Source organism: Hymenobacter sediminicola (assembly GCF_014250515.1).
Lineage (GTDB): Bacteria > Bacteroidota > Bacteroidia > Cytophagales > Hymenobacteraceae > Hymenobacter > Hymenobacter sediminicola.
Genome location: NZ_CP060202.1, coordinates 2,390,750 through 2,409,071, shown reverse-complemented (window position 1 = coordinate 2,409,071; position 18,322 = coordinate 2,390,750). Strand labels below are relative to the sequence as shown.

Annotated in this window: 18 protein-coding genes; 9 read left to right on the top strand and 9 right to left on the bottom strand. The window is 59.6% G+C overall.

What is annotated here, in order from left to right; genetic code table 11:
* Nucleotides 1-2 precede the first annotated feature (2 nt).
* The 3 genes from H4317_RS10220 to H4317_RS10210 all read right to left on the bottom strand — a co-directional run bounded on the left by H4317_RS10220 (nt 3) and on the right by H4317_RS10210 (nt 3,127).
* Complete coding sequence (locus H4317_RS10220) at nt 3-1,757, bottom strand: M14 family metallopeptidase (RefSeq protein WP_185886382.1); 1,755 nt, start codon at nt 1,755-1,757, stop codon at nt 3-5.
* An 80-nt stretch (nt 1,758-1,837) separates the two neighbouring features.
* Nucleotides 1,838-2,278 carry a DoxX family protein gene (locus H4317_RS10215; protein ID WP_185886381.1) on the bottom strand — a complete coding sequence of 147 codons (441 nt, stop codon included), beginning with the start codon at nt 2,276-2,278 and terminating at the stop codon, nt 1,838-1,840.
* Nucleotides 2,279-2,401: 123 nt separating this feature from the next.
* A complete protein-coding gene (locus tag H4317_RS10210; RefSeq protein WP_185886380.1) occupies nt 2,402-3,127 on the bottom strand; it encodes a hypothetical protein in 726 nt (241 codons plus the stop codon).
* A gap of 148 nt (nt 3,128-3,275) precedes the next feature.
* On the opposite strand from H4317_RS10210, the gene surE reads away from it, so the two are divergent.
* The gene (gene surE / locus H4317_RS10205; protein ID WP_432805902.1) at nt 3,276-4,145 is read left to right on the top strand and encodes a 5'/3'-nucleotidase SurE; all 870 of its coding nucleotides are present in this window, start codon (nt 3,276-3,278) and stop codon (nt 4,143-4,145) included.
* A gap of 150 nt (nt 4,146-4,295) precedes the next feature.
* Nucleotides 4,296-5,057 carry a hypothetical protein gene (locus tag H4317_RS10200; protein WP_185886379.1) on the top strand — a complete coding sequence of 254 codons (762 nt, stop codon included), beginning with the start codon at nt 4,296-4,298 and terminating at the stop codon, nt 5,055-5,057.
* A gap of 65 nt (nt 5,058-5,122) precedes the next feature.
* On the opposite strand, the gene H4317_RS10195 is transcribed toward H4317_RS10200, so the two are convergent.
* From H4317_RS10195 to H4317_RS10175, 5 genes are all read right to left on the bottom strand, one after another.
* Nucleotides 5,123-5,314 (bottom strand): hypothetical protein, encoded by a 192-nt coding sequence (locus tag H4317_RS10195; RefSeq protein WP_185886378.1) that lies wholly within the window; start codon nt 5,312-5,314, stop codon nt 5,123-5,125.
* Nucleotides 5,315-5,386: 72 nt separating this feature from the next.
* Nucleotides 5,387-6,748 (bottom strand): sensor histidine kinase, encoded by a 1,362-nt coding sequence (locus H4317_RS10190; protein WP_185886377.1) that lies wholly within the window; start codon nt 6,746-6,748, stop codon nt 5,387-5,389.
* Nucleotides 6,749-6,851: 103 nt separating this feature from the next.
* The gene (locus H4317_RS10185) at nt 6,852-7,532 is read right to left on the bottom strand and encodes a response regulator transcription factor (RefSeq protein WP_185886376.1); all 681 of its coding nucleotides are present in this window, start codon (nt 7,530-7,532) and stop codon (nt 6,852-6,854) included.
* Nucleotides 7,533-7,653: 121 nt separating this feature from the next.
* The gene (locus H4317_RS10180; RefSeq protein ID WP_185886375.1) at nt 7,654-9,225 is read right to left on the bottom strand and encodes an ABC transporter permease/substrate-binding protein; all 1,572 of its coding nucleotides are present in this window, start codon (nt 9,223-9,225) and stop codon (nt 7,654-7,656) included.
* Nucleotides 9,222-10,241 carry an ABC transporter ATP-binding protein gene (locus H4317_RS10175; protein ID WP_185886374.1) on the bottom strand — a complete coding sequence of 340 codons (1,020 nt, stop codon included), beginning with the start codon at nt 10,239-10,241 and terminating at the stop codon, nt 9,222-9,224. The genes H4317_RS10180 and H4317_RS10175 overlap by 4 nt, the downstream gene beginning before the upstream one ends.
* A gap of 163 nt (nt 10,242-10,404) precedes the next feature.
* Between H4317_RS10175 and H4317_RS10170 the strand changes: the two genes are divergently transcribed.
* From H4317_RS10170 to H4317_RS10155, 4 genes are all read left to right on the top strand, one after another.
* Nucleotides 10,405-10,947, top strand: coding sequence for a histidine phosphatase family protein (locus H4317_RS10170; RefSeq protein ID WP_185886373.1), 543 nt, complete (start codon nt 10,405-10,407; stop codon nt 10,945-10,947).
* 109 nt (nt 10,948-11,056) lie between these two features.
* The gene (locus H4317_RS10165; RefSeq protein ID WP_260625619.1) at nt 11,057-12,457 is read left to right on the top strand and encodes a M28 family peptidase; all 1,401 of its coding nucleotides are present in this window, start codon (nt 11,057-11,059) and stop codon (nt 12,455-12,457) included.
* Nucleotides 12,458-12,521: 64 nt separating this feature from the next.
* Nucleotides 12,522-12,998 (top strand): hypothetical protein, encoded by a 477-nt coding sequence (locus tag H4317_RS10160; protein WP_185886372.1) that lies wholly within the window; start codon nt 12,522-12,524, stop codon nt 12,996-12,998.
* A 36-nt stretch (nt 12,999-13,034) separates the two neighbouring features.
* Complete coding sequence (locus H4317_RS10155; protein ID WP_185886371.1) at nt 13,035-13,601, top strand: 2'-5' RNA ligase family protein; 567 nt, start codon at nt 13,035-13,037, stop codon at nt 13,599-13,601.
* A gap of 98 nt (nt 13,602-13,699) precedes the next feature.
* Here H4317_RS10155 and H4317_RS10150 read toward each other — a convergent pair whose 3' ends face one another.
* On the bottom strand, nt 13,700-14,512 hold the full coding sequence (locus H4317_RS10150) for an OmpA family protein (RefSeq protein WP_185886370.1): 813 nt from the start codon (nt 14,510-14,512) through the stop codon (nt 13,700-13,702).
* 284 nt (nt 14,513-14,796) lie between these two features.
* On the opposite strand from H4317_RS10150, the gene H4317_RS10145 reads away from it, so the two are divergent.
* The 3 genes from H4317_RS10145 to H4317_RS10135 all read left to right on the top strand — a co-directional run bounded on the left by H4317_RS10145 (nt 14,797) and on the right by H4317_RS10135 (nt 18,131).
* Nucleotides 14,797-16,560: a S8 family serine peptidase gene (locus H4317_RS10145; protein WP_185886369.1), complete on the top strand. Its 1,764-nt coding sequence runs from the start codon at nt 14,797-14,799 to the stop codon at nt 16,558-16,560.
* Nucleotides 16,557-17,279 (top strand): hypothetical protein, encoded by a 723-nt coding sequence (locus tag H4317_RS10140; protein ID WP_185886368.1) that lies wholly within the window; start codon nt 16,557-16,559, stop codon nt 17,277-17,279. Before H4317_RS10145 ends, H4317_RS10140 begins: the two co-directional genes overlap by 4 nt.
* A gap of 252 nt (nt 17,280-17,531) precedes the next feature.
* Nucleotides 17,532-18,131, top strand: a complete 600-nt coding sequence (locus H4317_RS10135) for a hypothetical protein (RefSeq protein WP_185886367.1) — start codon at nt 17,532-17,534, stop codon at nt 18,129-18,131.
* The last annotated feature ends 191 nt before the right edge of the window (nt 18,132-18,322 follow it).

The following is an 18,322-nucleotide window of genomic DNA, read 5'->3' as shown; positions in this document are numbered from 1 at the left end:
CTTTACTCCACCGTCGGGAGTGAGCCGCCCAGCCAGCGGGCCACGGGGTAGCGCAGGTGGGTCTTTTCGTAGTTCGGCGACTGGCGGTATACCCAATCCAATTGGGCCGCGCCACTGGCCGCAAAGGCCGGGTTCTGCTGCTTGAGTTTTTCCAGCCGCTCCCGCAGCGCCGGGTCCTGGCGGAGTAGGGTGGCAGCCACATCCTCGAATACGTAGTCGGAGAAATACTCTTTCTGCTGCAGAATGCCGTCGAAAAAGCCCCAGGCAAAAAACGAGTCGGTGGCCTGCGGCTCTAGTGTTTCGATGAGGTAGCGGGCGGCGGGCTGGTCAAGTAGGGCCACGTAGTCGCCCTGGCGGAAAGCCATCGGCTGCTGGGTGGGGCGCACTTCCACGCCGCTGTGCAGGTAGTGGCCTTCGTAGGGGCGCTGGCCGGTTTTGTAGTCCTGGATGTAGTAGACTTCGGCCGTAAGAGTCGTGTCGCGGCGCAGGCGGCGGAGCTGCACACCCGAGAGGCGCAGGCGGTCCAGCACCTCGCCCCAGGCTTGCGGAATCAGGTACGCTATGGGCCGCTGCACCTGCACGGTGGGGCGGAAGGTGTTGTAGTACGGAATCTGCCGCGAGAAAGGCGCTTTCCGGTCGTAGTAGAGGCGGGGCTGGCCGCTAACTTCGCTGGGCTTCATCCGGCCTTCATAGCCCAGAAACATAGTTTTCTCGGCGGCAGTGGTATCCAGCTTCCAGGCCAGCGGAAAAGTGGTCTGGGTCTGAAGCTGCTGCTGCGCTTCGGTGCGGGCGCGGGTCAGTGCGTCTTTCTGCTGCCCAACGGCCTGTACCAGCAGCTCCAGAAAGTCGTACTGGGCCTTCACGCGGGGCGCATACGCCTTCAGCATGTGCGTTTCCGTCACGAAACCGATGGTGTTGAACAGCGTGGTATAGCCGGTGGAGTAACGGGGCGTTTCCAGAAACCCCGTCAGCCCGCGCGCGTCGGGCGTGCGGCCCGCAAAGTCCACGTAGGGCGTCATCGGGCTTTTGCGCTTCGCCATGCCGCCGTAGAGGGCCGGCAGGAGCTGGCTGCTCATGTACTGGCTCAGGGCCGGGTGCAGCTTGTTGGGCTGCGTGGCAATGAGGGTCATGGTGTGCTGGTAGTCGGCGCCGTTGGAGGTGTGCGTGTCCACAAACACGTCGGGCTGCCAGCGTTGAAACAACTGCGCAAAAGAGCGGGCATTGCGCGAGTCCTGCTTGATGTAGTCCCGGTTCAGGTCGAGGTTACGGGCGTTGCCGCGGAAGCCGTACGATTCGGGCCCGTTCTGGTTGGTGCGGGTCGTGGAGTTGCGGTTCAGCGAGCCATCCACGTTGTAAATCGGGATGATAACCAGCGTGATGTCCGTGAGCTGCTGGCGCAGCTTTTTCTGCTGCACATAGTCGCGGGCCAGCATCATGGCCGCATCAATGCCTTCTGGCTCGCCGGGGTGAATGCCGTTTTGAATGAATACCACGCGGCGTCCTTTGGCCCGCACCGAAGCCGGGTCGGCGTCGCCATCAAGGCTCACTACCACTTCGTGCAGCGGCAGGCCGTTATCGGAGAAACCGGCTTCCCGCATCGTTATTTCGGGGTAGGCGGCGTCTAGCTTCTGGTAGAAGCCAATGCACTCGGCGTAGGTAGTGGTAGTGTTGCCGTTGCCCAACTCGTAGGGCGTGCGCCAGTCGTTTTTCGGCGGAGCCGAGGTCAGCAGGAGCGTAGAAAGCAGAAAAGAGAGCATGCGGCAAAGGAAGGAAAACCAAACGGCTTCCTGCGCAGGCCGCCGCTCATTCCAGCTAAATCAGAGAACAATGCCGCCGATTAATACAGCCGCCGTAGGGTGCGCGACGGAAACAGCATCTGGTCGAGGCTGTAGCGGCCAGGACCAGTGAACAGCAGGCCGAGAAACAGAAACGCCGATTCCAGCGCGTGAGAATAGGCACCGAAGGCATCACCAGCGCTAACGTGCATGATGGTGGCCATAATCATGGTGCCCAGCAGCAGGGCGCAGGCCAGCCGAAAAAACAGGCCCAGGGCCAGCAGCTGCCCACCTACTGCTTCTGCTACGGCGGCCAGAAACCCCCAGAACACGGGCGCAAAGTCCAGCCCTACCAGCTTCATGACTCCACCTACCTGTGCCCACATTTCGGGGCCACCAATAAGTTTGGGGTAGCCATGAATGGTGAACATTACCCCGATACCTACTCGCAGAAGCAGCAGACCAAAATCGTGGGTGCGGTAGCGGTTTTCAAACAGAACCATACGCGGGAGGTGGTGCGGGCCGGCTGACGGCTGATAATGTCCGGTAATAACAGAGGCCGGCTAACCAGCCGACGTGCCAAAGTACAGGAATTTTCTGTGTTTACTAGCTCCAGCCACAGTGGTCTACCGGAAAAGTAATACCCCGGTGATTCGGGTAGCCGGTGGAATATCGGCCACTGTGAGGCGGCCACCGCGTAGGTTGGGCACCGACTTGGCATCCAGCATCCAGGTCATGCGCATTTGGTCCGAAACGGCCACCAGACCGGCATCGGCGAGTTCTACCGTAGAAATGCCGTATTGCTGCACGGCCGCCCCAAATGGCGAGCCTACCCCAATGCCTTCGGCGGTGCGAAAGCGCGGGTCGCGCACCCGCACGCGCCATAGCCGGAAGCCTTCCGCCGAGTCGCCTACCATTTCCAGCAGCAGTGGTGGGGCTGACGGGCGCTTGGGGTCAGGCAGTTCATAGGCCGGGTAGTCGATTCCTTCAATGGACAGCTTGGTTTCGCGCATCCGCTCGTATGGCACCACCTGCAGCAGAGCGGCTTCGGTCATATTAAGGCGAAGCTGCCCCACTCGGCCCGGACTGAGCAAATACTGCAAAGAGTCGGTGGTAGACAGGGCAGGCGGATTGCTTGCTGCTGGCACTGACGCTGTGGCCGCGCCCGGGGTAGCGCCCGGGCTGGATGCCGCCGGGTCATCGGTAGGGCCGGTAGCCGGTACAAAGGGCGGCGCTTCACCGGGGGTGGAGCTAGGCGCCCGCGACGTGTCCGGCGAATTGCAGGCGGCCAGGAAGGTAGCGGCAGCCAGCAAGAGGCAGCAACTCAGAGAAGCAGAAGGAAATGAACGCATACTAAAACGATACGCGGCGAAGGCCCTGGGCGTTGGGCCGCACTGTAGCCGCCGGGCAACGCAGCGCCGCTTTCAGCAACTTTCTGAACGCCGGCCCGGCCACTGCGTACCTTTAGCACCACCGTTGTTGATTTAAATACTACTGCCTGTGACTGCCAAACCCCGTAAACCGCTGATTCTGATTTCCAACGATGACGGCATTACTGCGCCCGGCATTGCCACTCTGGTACGCGTAATGCGCCGCATCGGTGAAGTGGTGGTGGTAGCGCCCAACTCGCCGCAGTCTGGTATGGGCCATGCCATTACCATCGGTACGTCATTGCGCCTTGACCCCAGCACTATTTTCGAGGGAATTGAGTCGTATGAATGCAGTGGCACGCCCGCCGACTGTGTGAAGCTGGCCAAGCACCACGTGCTGAAGGACCGCCAGCCCGACCTGGTCGTGTCCGGCATCAACCACGGCTCCAACTCCTCGGTGAATGTGCTGTACTCGGGCACGATGTCGGCGGCCATTGAGGCGGCTATTGAAGGGCTACCAGCCATCGGGTTTTCACTCTGCGAATACGGCCATAATGCCGATTTTGAACACGCCGAGGCCTGGGTAGAGCACATTGCTCGGCAGGCGCTGGAGCACGGCATTCCAACGGGTACTGCCCTGAACGTTAATATTCCCAAGAAGTCGGAGGCGCCTATTGCTGGTATCCGGCTCTGCCGCCAGGCCCGCGCCAAATGGCAGGAGGAGTTTGACCTGCGCTATGACCCTTACAAGCGCCCTTACTACTGGTTGATTGGCGAATTTGTGAACCTCGACCAGGGCACCGATACTGATGAATGGGCACTGGCCAACAATTTCGTGTCCATCGTGCCCTGCCAGTTCGATCTGACCGCGCACCATGTCATCGGGGATATGAATGCCCACTGGCAACTCGGCCCCAGCCTGCCGGTGCAGCAGAAGCCTACCCCACACCTGGGCAGCGCCACGCCCGCCCCCGGCGAGTCGGCGGAAGGGTTAGGGTAAGGGAAGAGAAAAGTAAACGCCGCCCGCTTAACCCACGCAAGGTGTGGCGGGCGGCGTTTTCGTTGGTTTTCAGCCAGCCAGATGGTATGTTGCTGTCGTCAGGCTGCTATCTTTCACGCCGGATAGCTCGGTATTAGCAGTCTGTTGGTGATGATGAACAGGATAATGCGCTTCGGTGTACTGGTGCTCGGTCTGCTGGCGGGCAGCGTGGCCGGGTTTGGGCAGCCAGCTGGCAGCGGTAGCCCATCAGCGGCTGAGCTGAAGAAAAATATTGCTCTCGTTTCCAGCAAGGGCGAGGAAGATGGCGGCTTGCTGATTGCCAAAACGGCCCGGCAGGTAGCCCTCTACCTGTTATTCCACGAGCTTTCGGCTGCCGAGGCCAAGAAGCTGGGCCTGTATTTGTCCGTTGACTCGAAAGATGCCGCGCAGTTTCGGGTATATCTATTCAACTACCATTCGGGCGGCACCCGTGGGCAGGTGAATGTGCCTGTGATGCAGTGGAAAAACCAGGCTGGGCAGCTGTTTTCCTATGCACCGGCGCTGGAAGCCGGATTTTACGAAATCCATAAGCTGAAAAGCCCCGGCCGAAAGCTCTATCTGCTGCTGGCCGACGAGCAGGGCAGCAGCCGCTGCATGCAGCGAATAGCGTACGTGGTGGAGTTGAAGGGAAATTACCTGCTACTCGACGCGCCCGCCTTCGACCAAAGTCCCTACTTGAGCCTGTGCGACGTGCCTATGGAGTTCGATGCCCGTCAGCAGTTATTGCGTCTCGACGTAACCGAGTTTGACTTCTACTATTATGAGCCTCAAAGTGAACCCTACCGGTTGTTAACCCGCTGGGGCTTTCGGAGCCTGGAGGCGACTCCCCGGCTGGCGCTGAAGTTCAACGGGCAGCGCTTTAGTAAGCCATAAGCTCCTATCTGTCTCCCCGCAGATAGCAGCAGCCGACTTAGCAAAAGTCAGGCGGCTTACCTTGCTTATAGGTGAGGGTGCTGCGCAGTTGATGGCCCCGGCCGGACGCGCCGCAGGGCCCGCCCGGTTGTGCGGTGTAGTACGGGCACGTTGCCGTGGGCAATAACGGTGTGTTGCGCTGGGGCCCTATGCGTTAGGAGCCAGCCCAGCAGCAGTATGGCGGCCAGCCCCAGCAGCAAGAGGAAACTCGTTTTCATAAGGTGGCAGAAAAATAGGTGGCAACCCGAAGCTACCTGCTTCTGCATGAAGACTATATGAGGAATATGGCCTCAGATAGTTGCCCCCGACTGCTGGCCTACGCCAAATTCCAGCACGAACGTCGTGCCTTTGCCTACTTCTGAAGTAGCCGTAAGCGTGGCTTCGTGGAAGGTGGCAATGGTGAGAGCAATGGGCAGGCCCAGGCCGTAGCCTTCGGGGGCGGCCGCGCCGGCCGCCTGAAACCGCCGGAACCGGTCGAAAAGATGCGGCAGGTTTTCGGGCGCAATACCGGGGCCCGTGTCGGCTACGGCCAGGCGGTAGCCGTGGCCGGGGAGGGGCTGGCCGGTTACGGTGATGTTGCCGCCCCAGCGGTTGTACTTAATGGCGTTGCTGACCAGATTGAACAGGAGCGTAAACAGGAGCGTGTGGTTGCCGCGGGTCAGCACGTAGTCGGGCTCCAGCTGCACGCGCAGGTGCAATTCGCGCTGGGCCAGCCGGTCGTCCAGCTCGTTGATTACCTCGGCCAGCACCGCCGAAAGAGATACGGTGTCCTCACGCAGGTACTGCTCGTTTTCGATATTGGCAATGAGCAGCAGCGTCCGGACGGTGTTGCGGAGGCGGTACAGCGTTTTCTGCGAATCCACGATTTTGAGCGAGTGCGCATGGCTGAGCTCGGGGTCCTGCAGCATGTTCTCGAACCTCGACTGCAGAATACTAACTGGCGTGAGCAACTCGTGCGACACATTGCTCATAAACTCCCGCTCCTTTTCGAAAGCCGATTGAATCTGGCGCATCATTTCGTTGAGGCTGTCGTCGAGGCGGCGGAAGTCGGTGGTGGAGGTGGGAATGGGGGCAAACGGGAAAGCCGAAGGGTGGCGCACGTTGCGGAGCTTGCGTGTAATCAATTCGCCCAAGGGCCGCAGCAGAAAGCGCGCAAAGGCGGCATCCGTCGCAATGGTCAGCAGGGCCCCGATGATAAGCACCCACAGCGCCAGCCGCCGCAGCGTATCTTCCAGCAGCTCCACCGTTGCCAGCGACGAGCCGATTTCGAGCCGGTAGGGGCGGCCCTGGGCCAGGAAACGGTAGCTCAGAATCCGGAAGTCTTCCACTTGCTTATCCACCTGCCGCTGCTCATCGAAAATCTTTTCCTCCGGCAGCGCCACGGCCGGGCCCTGTTCTGGAGTGAGCGTAATGTATTCCTGCTTCAGAATATTGTAGTCAGCGTAAGCCTCATCCTGCTCCTGCCGCACAAAAGCGGCCAGTCCGTCGCGGGCAATGAGGCTCAGAACTTCCTGTTTCTTCTCATGTAGGCGCTGGTCGGTGTGCGACACGGCCACCCGGCTCACTACCGGCGGAATCACCAGTGCCCCCAGCAGCACCAGCAGCAGCTTTGAGAGGGCATTAAAGAGGGCGAGTTTCGCTTCTAAGCGCATAGCCGGATGGTGGAGTGAGGGCTGCTTTGCTCACTAAGCGAGAATTGGAGGGGCCACAAAGGGCTGTGTTGCTGGACGGGCGGCAGTAGCAGATGAAGGCCGCTTACTCCGCCACCCGATAGCCGATACCGCGCACCGTTTCCAAAAAATCGGCGGGGGCGAAGGGCGTGAGTTTCTTGCGGATGTTCTTGATGTGCACATCAATGTAGTTGGAATCGGAGTCGTCTTCTAGCACGTTGCCCCAGAGGTGCTCCCCCAGCTGCAGGCGCGTCAGAACCCGGTTTTTGTGCAGCACTAGGTAGTGGAGCAGGTCAAACTCCTTTTTGGTGAGCGGCACTTCCTGCTCGCCATGGCGCAGCACGCGGCCCGTGACATCCATCTGGAAGCCCTGCCCAAACGCAACTTCCTGGCGCTTCAACCCAAACTTACGGCGCGTAATGGCCTGCATTCGGCTCTGCAGCTCCAGAAGCGAGAAGGGCTTGGGTAGATAATCGTCGGCGCCCAAGTCGAGGCCTTTGATCCGGTCGTCCAAGTCGCCGCGGGCCGTAAGAATGATAAATGAGGCTTCCTGCTGGTCGTTTTGGCGGGCTTCTCGGAGCAGGGTCAGGCCGTCGCCGTCCGGCAGGCCCAGGTCCAGCAGCACAAAGTCGTAGCTGTTCACGAAGACCTTTTCGGACGCATCGGCGAAGGAAAAGGCGGAATCGACGATGTATTGGGACTGAATCAAAAACTGCCGCATTTCTTCGTGCAGGCTTTTCTCATCTTCAACAATCAGGACGTGCATGGAGCATGTAGCTTAAATGGTGCTGCAACATACGAGCCGCAGCCGTGAAGAGTACATGAAGTAGACCACAGAAGGCCACCTACCGGAAAACATAGGTTCCGGCTGGTTGCCGGGCCGAAGCTTACCGCTGCAGGTACGCCCCCAAATCAGAAATCGACGCAATACCCAGCGTGGCGGCCTGCTGCCGGCGCATGAGCAGGGCATACGTGTTGTTGAAACCCAGCGGCGCCAGCCATTCCAGCCCGTAGCGTCGCCGGAAACCCAGCTGCACATACCGGAACACTGCGTCGGCATTGCCACCCAATGAGTCGACGACGGCAGGTGGCGGCTGCAGCAATACCAGCAGGCCCGTGCCGGTGTATTCCGGATACATGTCGATGGCGCCGGTACGCAGGGCTTCAAAGCAGATAGTAGTGCCGCCCAGTCCGGTTTTGGTGCTGACGTCGAGTGAAGTATAGCCCCGGATAAGCGCCGCGTACAGTTCGGTCAGGATGTATTGTTCGGCAAAAATCTTGGAACCCAGCCGCACGACGGCAGCATCTGGGGCCAGCGGCCGGGGTGCCTGCCACAGCCCGCGCCGCCGCAGAAACTGCAAGGCCACTGCCTTCGGCTCCTGATGCAGATAATCGACGCGGTAGTTGAGGTCCGTCATTACGGAGTCGGAAAGCTGCCCGGTGAGCTTCGCAAACACGGCGCGCAGTTCCGGATGGGCTGCCAGCAGCTGCGGCCGCACCACCGGAGCGGCATAGTAGGGCGGAAAAACGCGCCGGTCGTCGTGAAGCACCTGCAGCTGGTAGGCCTTGATGCGTCCATCCGTAGAGTAGCCATCAATCACATCGACGTTGGCATTGCGGGCCGCCTCGTACACTAGGGCCGGAGCCAGCACCACACTTGGCAGATGGCGCAACCCATACGCCAGGCGCAGCCCCGGCAGTCCGTCGGCACGCCCCACAAACTCCGGACTGAAGCCGGCCAGCAGCTTGCCCGTGGCTCTGGGCAGCAGGTAGAGGCCCGCCAGCAGCGGCAGCGCCAGCAGCAGGGCGCGGCCCACCCGCGTCAAGTTTCGTACTGAGAGGCGCTGCACGCCGGCCAGCGCCGCATCGAAAGCCAGTGCCAGCGCCGCCGCAGGAATAGCGCCCGCCAGAATCATGACCGGGTTGTTGAGGGCAATGCCGCCAAAAATGAACTCCCCCAGGCCACCAGCCGCCACATAGGCTGCCAGCGTCGCCACACCCACATTGATAACCGCTGCCGTCCGGATGCCCGCAAACAGCACGGGCAGAGCCAGCGGCAGCTCTACCCGGCGCAGCAGTTGCCCATCGGTGAGGCCCAGGCCGCGGGCCGCATCCACCACGGCAGCCGGCACGCCCTGAACACCCGCTACCGTGTTGCGGATGATGGGCAGCAGCGCATACAGGAACAGGGCCAGAATAGCGGGCCAGTGGCCGATGCCCATAAGTGGAATCAGGAAGCCCAGCAGCGCAATGCTAGGAATGGTTTGGAGGATGCCAGCGGCGCCCAGCACCCACGGTGCCAGCCGGGGCCGGCGCGTAAGCCAGAGCCCTAGTGGCACTCCTACCAGCACACCCAGTAGCAGCGACGCCGCCGTTAGACCAATGTGCTGCAGCGTTTGCTCGCCCAGTTTTCCCGCCTGCGCCAGCCAGAAGGAGAAGAGGTCAGAGAGGAGTTTCATGAGCGACGCAGGTGCTGAATGGCTTGGCCAAAAGCCCCCATCAGGGACGAAATAGTGAGGCTTATTGGCGAGACGGTATCGGCAGACCGCACGAAAATCACCTGCTCCTCAGCCGGGATAGTTAGTTCAGATGCATTGCTCAGCGCCTCAATGGCTTCCTGTATCGTTACTGTAGTTGGAATGATGTTACGGTTTGATAGTGAGCTATTTGTTGAACCAGGAACTAAATAAGGTAGCAGGTCAGTAAGGCGCAGTGTGCGTAGCTGCAACGCCAGTTGCTCGGCTGCGAAGAACCGGCGCACAAAATCGTTGACTGGGCTGAACAGCAACTCATGGGGCGTGCCCAACTGCTGGACCTGCCCGGCGTCAAGCAGCAGAATCCGGTCGGCCAACTCGAAAGCTTCTTGCACATCGTGCGTTACCAGCACCATGGTTTTGCGCCGCAACTCCTCCAGTTCCCGAAACTCACGTCGGATGCTGGTCCGTGTAATCGGGTCGAGGGCGCCGAAGGGCTCATCGAGCAGGATAAGCGGCGGGTCGGCGACCAGCGCGCGGGCCAGGCCCACCCGTTGTTGCTGCCCGCCTGAAAGCTGGTGCGGATACTGATTAGCGTATCGGGCCGGGGGCAGGTGCAGCCGGCTGAGTAGCTCCTCGGTACGTGTTGCTATTACGGCCGGCTCATGGCCAAGCAGGCGGGGCACCACGCCCACGTTTTCGGCTACCGTATAGTGCGGTAGCAGCCCAACCTGTTGAATCACGTAGCCAATGCCCCGCCGCAGTTGCTCGGGCCGCGAATGGCGCACATCCTGCCCAAATACTTCCACCGTGCCGCTGTCGGGCTCCACGAGGCGGTTGAGCATGCGCAACAGCGTGGTTTTGCCGCAGCCACTGGGACCCAGTAGCACCAAGGTTTCGCCGGGAGCCAACTCAAACGAAACGTCCTGCACCACCGCGTGGCCATCGTAGTGCTTGCTAAGGTGCTGGGCGCGGATGGCAGGAGTAACGGGGGGCACCATATAGTCAGGTTGGGGCCAGATGCAGGAGCAAATCCGGCTGGCCAGCGTAAGGTAGAAGGGAAACCCGATATTTAGGGCTGAATAGCCGCTTCCCGCCCCAGCAACCCTGCAGGGCTTTGCCGCCGCCGGGTAGCCTTCCATCTACATCTTCCCGCACCCCGCTATGAGTTTTCCGCGCCGCCCTCTCTACTTTCTGCTGCCGCTGCTTGTACTGCTACTGAGCAGTAACTGCGGCCTGCTTACGCCGCAGCACGACCGTTACGTAACTATCGTGTATGTAGTGCGGCACGCTGAAAAAGACCTGACCCCCGGTCTGACTGACCCACCCCTGACGGCGGCCGGACGGCAGCGGGCAGTAGCGTTGCGGGAGAAAATATTCGAGCAGGCCCGGCCCAGCGTCATCTTTACTACCAATACGGCCCGTACCCGCGCCACGGTGCAGCCCCTAGCTGACCTAATGAAGCTGACACCCCAGACCTACGACGCGCGGCAGCTACCTGCTCTGGCCCGCCAGATCCGGCGCGACCACCGGGGGCGGGTGGCAGTGGTAGTGGGACACTCCAATACTATTCTTGAAACGGTAGAAGCGCTGGGTGCCCGCCGGCCGGTAGCAAGCGTCCCGGATGAGCAGTACGGCTACCTGTTCAAAGTGAAAATACCGCGCGATTCTACGCAGGCCGCAACAGTCGAAACGCAGATGTATTAGGCTGCGGCAGGGGCTAGGCGCTGCAACCTGCCATCTTTTTCGGCTACTTTACCCATCCGTATTCCTGTGAAAAGCGCCCAAATGCCTTTTCACGCTTCTTTTATTCCGCATGCGAAACATCTTCCGTCCCTTCGCCCTGGCCGGTATGCTCCTGGCCGCGGCCGGGTCTGCCACGGCGCAGTCTGCTGCTGCCACCACTTCCAAAACCGACTCGCTGAACATCCGCAAGCTCTATGATGAGGCCCTGTTGCGGGGACAGAGCTACGCCAACCTGCGTGACCTGTGCACCCGCATTGGTGGGCGCCTGAGTGGTTCGCCACAGGCTGAACAGGCGGTGCAGTGGGGCAAAACGGAAATGGAGAAGATAGGCCTGGACCGGGTATATCTGCAGGAAGTGATGGTGCCACATTGGGTTCGTGGAGCCAAGGAAAGGGCGCGCGCGACGGGCGCAAAAGGTAAGGGCATCGACTTTAACGTGTGCGCGCTGGGCGGCTCAGTAGGCACCAATGGCAAGCTGAAAGCCCAGGTAGTAGAGGTGAAGAGCATGGCAGAGCTAGCTGCATTACCCGCTGATAAAGTGAAGGGTAAGATTGTGTTCTTCAACCGCCCAATGAACCCTGCATATGTAGAAACCGGCCGTGCCTATGGTGAGGCCGGCGACCAGCGCCGCAGCGGTGCGTCCGAAGCTGCCAAGCGTGGAGCCATCGGCGCATTGGTGCGCAGCCTTTCGCTGGCCCACGACGACTATCCGCACACGGGTGCCATGCGCTACGAGGATGGGGTGGCGCAGGTACCGGCCGCTGCTCTCAGCACCAACGGGGCCGACCAGCTCAGCCAGTTGCTCAAAGCCGACTCCGACCTAACCTTCGAGCTGGAAATGGCCTGCCAGACGCTGCCCGATGTGAAGAGCTATAACGTGGTGGGTGAAATCCGCGGCTCCAAATATCCTGATGAAATTATTACGGTGGGAGGCCACCTCGACTCCTGGGACTTGGCGCAGGGTGCTCACGACGACGGCACTGGCTGCGTACAGAGTATGGAAGTGCTACGCCTGTTGAAAGTCACTGGCCTGAAGCCGGAGCGTACGGTGCGCGCCGTGCTCTTCATGAATGAGGAAAACGGGGTGCGCGGCGGCAATAAATATGCTGAAGTAGCTAAGTCGACCAATGAGAAGCACTTGGCGGCTATGGAGTCGGACGGCGGCGGATTTACGCCGCGGGGTTTCAATATTGAGGCCGACGCCGCTACCGTGCGGAAAGTGCAGCGCTGGCAGCCGCTCCTCCAGCCCTATGGCAGCGCCGAGTTCAATGCAGGCCACGCCGGTACTGACATCGGCCCGCTGAAAGGCCAGGCCAAAGCCCTCATCGGCTTCGACTGCGACTCCCAGCGCTACTTCGACATTCACCACGCCGCCACCGACACCTTCGACAAAGTCAACCGCCGGGAGTTGGAACTAGGCGGTGCCAGTATGGCCGCATTGGTTTATCTGCTGAGCAAGTATGGGCTGTAGAAGGTGTGTTGCTGATTACTAGGCTGCCCAATTGTCCCTTATAGGTACCTGAAGAAATTTCGGAATGGACCCTGACTACCAAGCGCATTTGTATATGCAGGAGCAGTTGGAGGCTTTTGTGGCTGCTTTCACTGAAAGGCATTCTTCCGCTAGAAGACACTATCTGCCACAAGGCGAAGTGTCCAAAAAAGCCGCAAAGCGCAGCGCAAGACACCGTCACATAAACCCTATGCTTGGTATGGATGGTTTGGGGAGAGAGCTAGATATTCGGTATTGCAAGCAGCTACCCAAAGGAAGCAAACAGCATGACATTGAATTTGTGCTGAAAGCAATAGTTAAGTATAAATTGAAGGTGTGTTATATCATGTCTCCCATAGTGGATTATCATCAACAGACAATGCCTATTGAGGAGGCGCTGGATGCAATTGTCGGCTTAAGTAGCACTACTAGTATTTCATTCATACGTGGCAAAGTTGCTTACTTCGAAGGCCACTCAGTAGGAGAAAGGTTTTTGTGTATCAAGGAGGATAGGGCCTATTAATTTTCGTGTGTTGTGCATTCTGTTGCTACAAACTACATGCGAAGCTATACAAAAGAGTCCGCCGCCTTGTACCTGCTGGCGCTGCTGCCTCCCGAGCCGGTGCGGCAGCAGGTGTGGGAAATGAAGCAGGAGCTACACCACCGCACCGGCAGCCGCAACGCCATCCGGCTGCCACCGCATATCACGCTGCTGCCACCTATGCGCCAGCCGGATACCTTCACTGACGAAGCCAGCGTAGTGCTTCGTGACTTTGCGGCTTTGCAGGCGCCGTTTGAAGTAGGGGTGCAAGGCTTCAACTGGTTTGGGAGCCGCACGCTGTTTGTGGAGGTACGAGTGGCGGAGGCGCTCCGGCAGTTTCACGCAGCACTGGTAGCGCATTGCGCCCGGTACCTGCCGGCCGTGCCGCAGGAGCCGCGCCCCTTCACGCCCCATATGACCTTGGCCACCCGCGACCTGCCGGCCGACCAAGTGCCCGCGCTACGCCAGGAATTTGCTGCTCGCTGCTATGAAGCCACTTTTCCGGTCTCTACATTCGAATTGTTTCGCCATAACGGCCAGCAATGGGTAGGAGTAGAGACATTTCAGCTGACTGGCCAGCCATAAAAAAGCCGGCTGCTTCACTAGGAGCAGCCGGCTTTTTACTTGCAGGTAAGCAATGTATTAAGCACAGATAGTAGCGGACACTGCGCTACTCCACCAGGCTAGTTGGCTTCCAGAATCTGGAACAACTCATCAAGCTTAGGCGTCAGGATGATTTCGGTGCGGCGGTTCAGGGCCTTGTTCGTTGGGGAGTCGTTGGCGGCCACTGGCACAAACATCGAGCGGCCCGAAGGCGTCACTTGGCCGGCGGCCAGGCCTGCCTCGGTTAGAATGCGGGTAATTTCAGTGGCCCGCAGTACGCTTAGGTCCCAGTTGTCTTTAGCGCCACTCACCACGCCCTTCAGAGGCACGTTATCGGTGTGGCCTTCTACCAGCACATTCACATCCTGGTTGCCTTTCAGCGCTGTAGCCAGCTTTTTCAGTGCATCCTGGCCCTTAGGGTCCACTTTGGTTGAGCCCGATTTAAACAGCAGCTGCTCCGAGAGCGACACGTATACTTTGCCGTTCTTGACATTCACCTGCAGGTCCTGGGCATTAAACCCAAGCAGAGCATCCCCAACTTTTTGGCGCAGGGCCTTCACAGCCGCGTCTTTCTGGTCCAGAATGCGCTGCATTTCAGCAATACGCTGCTCTTTGGAGCGCAAATCAGCAGAAAGGGCCGAGTTGGCCTGCTGGGCGCCGCTCAGGTTGTCATTCAGCTGATTTACCTGCTGGTTTTTGTTGAGCAGGCTAGAGCGCAGCGCCTCTTCATTGCGGGCTTTTTCCTGCTCCAGTGCTGTTTTCTGGGCCTGAAGCTGGTCTCGGGACGAGCTGAGGGACGCATTTTGCTGCTGGAGCGCCGCAATTTCTTTGGCGTTGCAGCCACCGAGCAGCAGCGAACCGGCACTTAGAACCGTGATGAGAGAAGCACGCATGGGGAGCATATACATAAGAATGAACCAGAAAGGTGAGAAACAGCACAGCAGGTGCTGTTGGGCTTCAAACGGACAGCCGGAGTATGGAGTTGCCGGCTGGGCCAGTGCTGTTGGGTTTCTGGCTATCTTGCCCTCCCAGCTACACGGCGGGCCAGTTGCTTAGTGAGGAAGGATGGCAGCCCGCCTTCGATTTACGTAGACAACCCTGTTGAGCCTGGCGCCCGGCGTGTCCGGCCCCTGCCTGCCAACTTGGTTTTCTACCTTTCTCTTATCTATTCTTGCTATTGCGGCCTCTTCCTTTTCTTTTCTTTCTGCTGAGTCTGGCCTCAACCGGTAGCGCCGTTGCACAGGCAGCGCCACCGGTAGCGCACTATTGGGTAGAGCTTCGCGACAAAGCCGGTGTCCGGTTTGACGCCGCTACGTACTTCGTGCCCGAGGCGCGGGCCCGCCGCCAGCGTCAGCACCTACCCGCCGCCGATAGCACTGACTTTGCTGTCCGTACTGATTATGTACGCGCTGTGCGCCTGCATTCTGATTCAATCCTGCTGGTAAGCCGCTGGTTCAACGCAGTTGCCTGCCGTGCCACGCCGGCGCAAGCTGCGGCGTTGGCCCGCCTACCCGGCGTGCGCCAGGTGCAGCCTTTGGCCCATACGGAACTGGTGGCGGCTGCCCGCGCGGTAGCGCCAAGGAAGGAAGGCCACAAAACGATTAGCACCACCGACCGGCTGCTGGCCCGCCGCCAGGTGCGCACCCTCGGGGCCGATGCGTTTGGGCAGGCCGCTTTAGATGGCAAAGGGCTGCGTATTGCCGTGTTCGATGTCGGCTTCAATGGCGCCGACCAGCATCCGGCTTTTCGGGAGTTGTTTGCCCAGAAAAGGATAGTGGCTACCTACGATTTTGCCCGGCATACTACCGCCGTATTTCATGGCGGCAGCCACGGCACCGAAGTGCTGGCCTGCCTGGCAGGCCGCCTGCCCGATGGCACACCATTGGGCCTAGCTACTGGCGCCGACTACCTGCTGGCCCGTACCGAACGGATGCACCGCGAGATATATACCGAAGAGCTGGACTGGCTGGCCGCTGTGGAGTGGGCCGACCGCAACGGTGCCGACATCATCAATTCGTCGCTGGGATACACGGCCCGGCGCTATTTTCCGGAAGAAATGAACGGCCGCCTGAGCCTAGTGGCGCGGGCCGCCAACCTGGCGGCCCGCAAGGGCATGCTGGTGGTGAATGCTGCCGGCAACGACGGCGACAACGAAGACTGGCGCACGGTGGGCACCCCTGCCGATGCGGATTCGGTGCTGGCAGTAGGCGGGCTCGACCCTGAAACAGGCCTTCACCTGAATTTCAGCGCCTTTGGCCCCACTGCCGACCGCCGCCTGAAGCCTAATGTAGCTGCTTTTGGTACCGTCCTGACGGCGGCGCCAGGTGGCTACTCCCGCGTCGATGGTACCTCATTCGCCAGTCCGCTCGTGGCCGGGTTTGCGGCCTGCGTATGGCAACAGCAGCGTGGCCTCACTGCTATGCAACTGTTTCAGAAGCTGCAGGAATCGGCCTCGCTCTACCCGTATTACGACTATGCGCATGGCTACGGACTGCCACAGGCCGGCTTCTTTCTGCAGAAAACGGCTGCCACACATGCCACGAAAGTAGATTTTGTGGTCGAAGACAGCATTCTGGCTGTTAACATCCGTCCGGAAGCCACCCGCCTCATGGTGCGGACGCTGCCATTCTACGCCGATTCCTTGGGCGCACTGCCTGATGCCAAGCGCGTGCCCCGGGTAGGGCGCGAAGAGCCCCGCCCACTGAACCAGGGCCAGACACAGTCGGTAGTGGTGCCGGAGTCGGAGCCGGTAGCACTGGCACTGCCGGCGGCTGGCTACCTGTACTGGCACGTATCAGATTCGCGTGGCGTGTTGCGGCGCTACGAAGTGGTGGAAGTAAGCCAGCGCGCCATTTTGCGTATTCCGCGCCGTACGCTCCAGCCCGGCGACGTAGTACGGGTATATTACTTGGGCACTACCCATAGCTATCCAGTTTTATGAAGCTCTCTATACGTACGCTCATCGTTGTGTTGGGGCTACATCTGCTGGTAGCGGCTGAAGGACAGGCCCAGCGCGTACTGCTGCAGTCTACAACGGCTGAAGACACTGTGTATGAGCAGTTCGGGCCCAACCGGGCCTTCTTCAACCACCTCTATCTGGGCTACATGCCGGTGGTAGGCAGGTCGGCGGGAACCGGCGCCAAACTGCGCTATGGCAGCTCGGCCGAGTTTATGGTAGGGGTCCGTAACAAGTTTCGCCTGAGTGAGCCGCTAAGCATCGGCTTCGACCTGCGCTTTGTGCGCCTAACCTACGACTTAGCTCAAAACCCCGGCAAAGTGCTGCCTACCACAGACCTGCACTACCGCGAGTCATTGGCTATGTCGCAGGTGCAGGTGGAGGGCTTCGTGCGCCTGAATGCAGGCCAACGCGGTGATGCCATAGGCCGCTACCTCGACCTGACAGGCTGGGGCGGTTGGGCCCTGAGCACCGCGCACCGCTTTGAAGACCGGCCCGGCACAGGCCCAAAAAAGGTGCAGCAGACTGAAAACGGCTTGCCTTATCTGCGTCGCTGGCCCTACGGAGTTGGGGCCCGGTTGGGCTCCAGCCGTTATGCCGCCGTAGCCCGCTACCGCCTCTCCGACACCTTTACTTCTGATGCTGGGGCGCTTTTCCCTGAGCTGCCACGCTGGACCGTAGGAGTGGAACTGGGCTGGCTGTGATATATGCCACGTAGTGCAGTACTGCTGTTACACTCAGCAGTCTTGTGGAGATATTTACTGCCTTACCACACGTTGAGCCCCTTATCAGAAAAGAAAAAAGTAAAGAACCCCAACCCTGTGCTATTTTTTGGGTAGATGCAGGGAGAGCCGTAGCTTTGAATAAAATTAGCTGTTGCGGCTTTATGTTCCTCTCCACTGTCGGGAGGTTTTGTATTTAGCCGATCTGACTTGACAATGGTTGCTCACCACCAAATGAAAAAAATACTCCTGGCCGCCGCCTGTTCGGGGCTGCTGTTCCAGACTACTTCGTGTCTTAATACGGAAAAGGAAATGGGAAATTCCCGGAATCCTGACCGTCCATTTACTCCTACGCCAGAGGGTGCCCGGGGCCGTGTAAACGACCGGACCATTCTGCGGACGGTAAATGCCACGCACTACTTTTCGAATACTAAAACCAAGGACAACTTCATTCTGCAATTGCAGGGGCCTAAAATCCTCAGCTCACGGGTGCGCCTTATCATTCTGAATAGCGCCGGCGACACGCTGCGCAAAGAAGTGATGCCGGCCACGGCACTGCTCGACGAGCGGGAAATGGCCGATCCGCAGGCGGCTACGGTGCGCGACAAGGAAATTGCCATTTTGCAGGGCATGAATTCTTACTTCCGGGAAGACCGGTTCACGCAGCCTGCTGTGCCACGCAACGCCACCCAGCCTAGCGAGGTAGATGCGCAGGCCTGGCAGGCAGTGAAAGCCGATACCAAAGCTGTGGGCTTCGATTACGTAGCCAACGGCAAGGAGCGCCGCCTCGCGTATGCCAAGAAATTGCAGAAAGCAGTTATTGTAGCCGAGTAGGACGGTATACCGTTTCCTAATAAAAAGGCCCGCACGATACGTGTGGGCCTTTTTGCTTACGTAGTAAGGAGGGGTTGTTGCGGAAGCGCGGCATTGTCTGTCCAAGGAACGCCGTGCCGCGCGGTACTCCAATCACCGTTTCAAAAGTGGTGATGGTCAGATGAGTAATAGGTGAAGCGGTACTTTTTGGT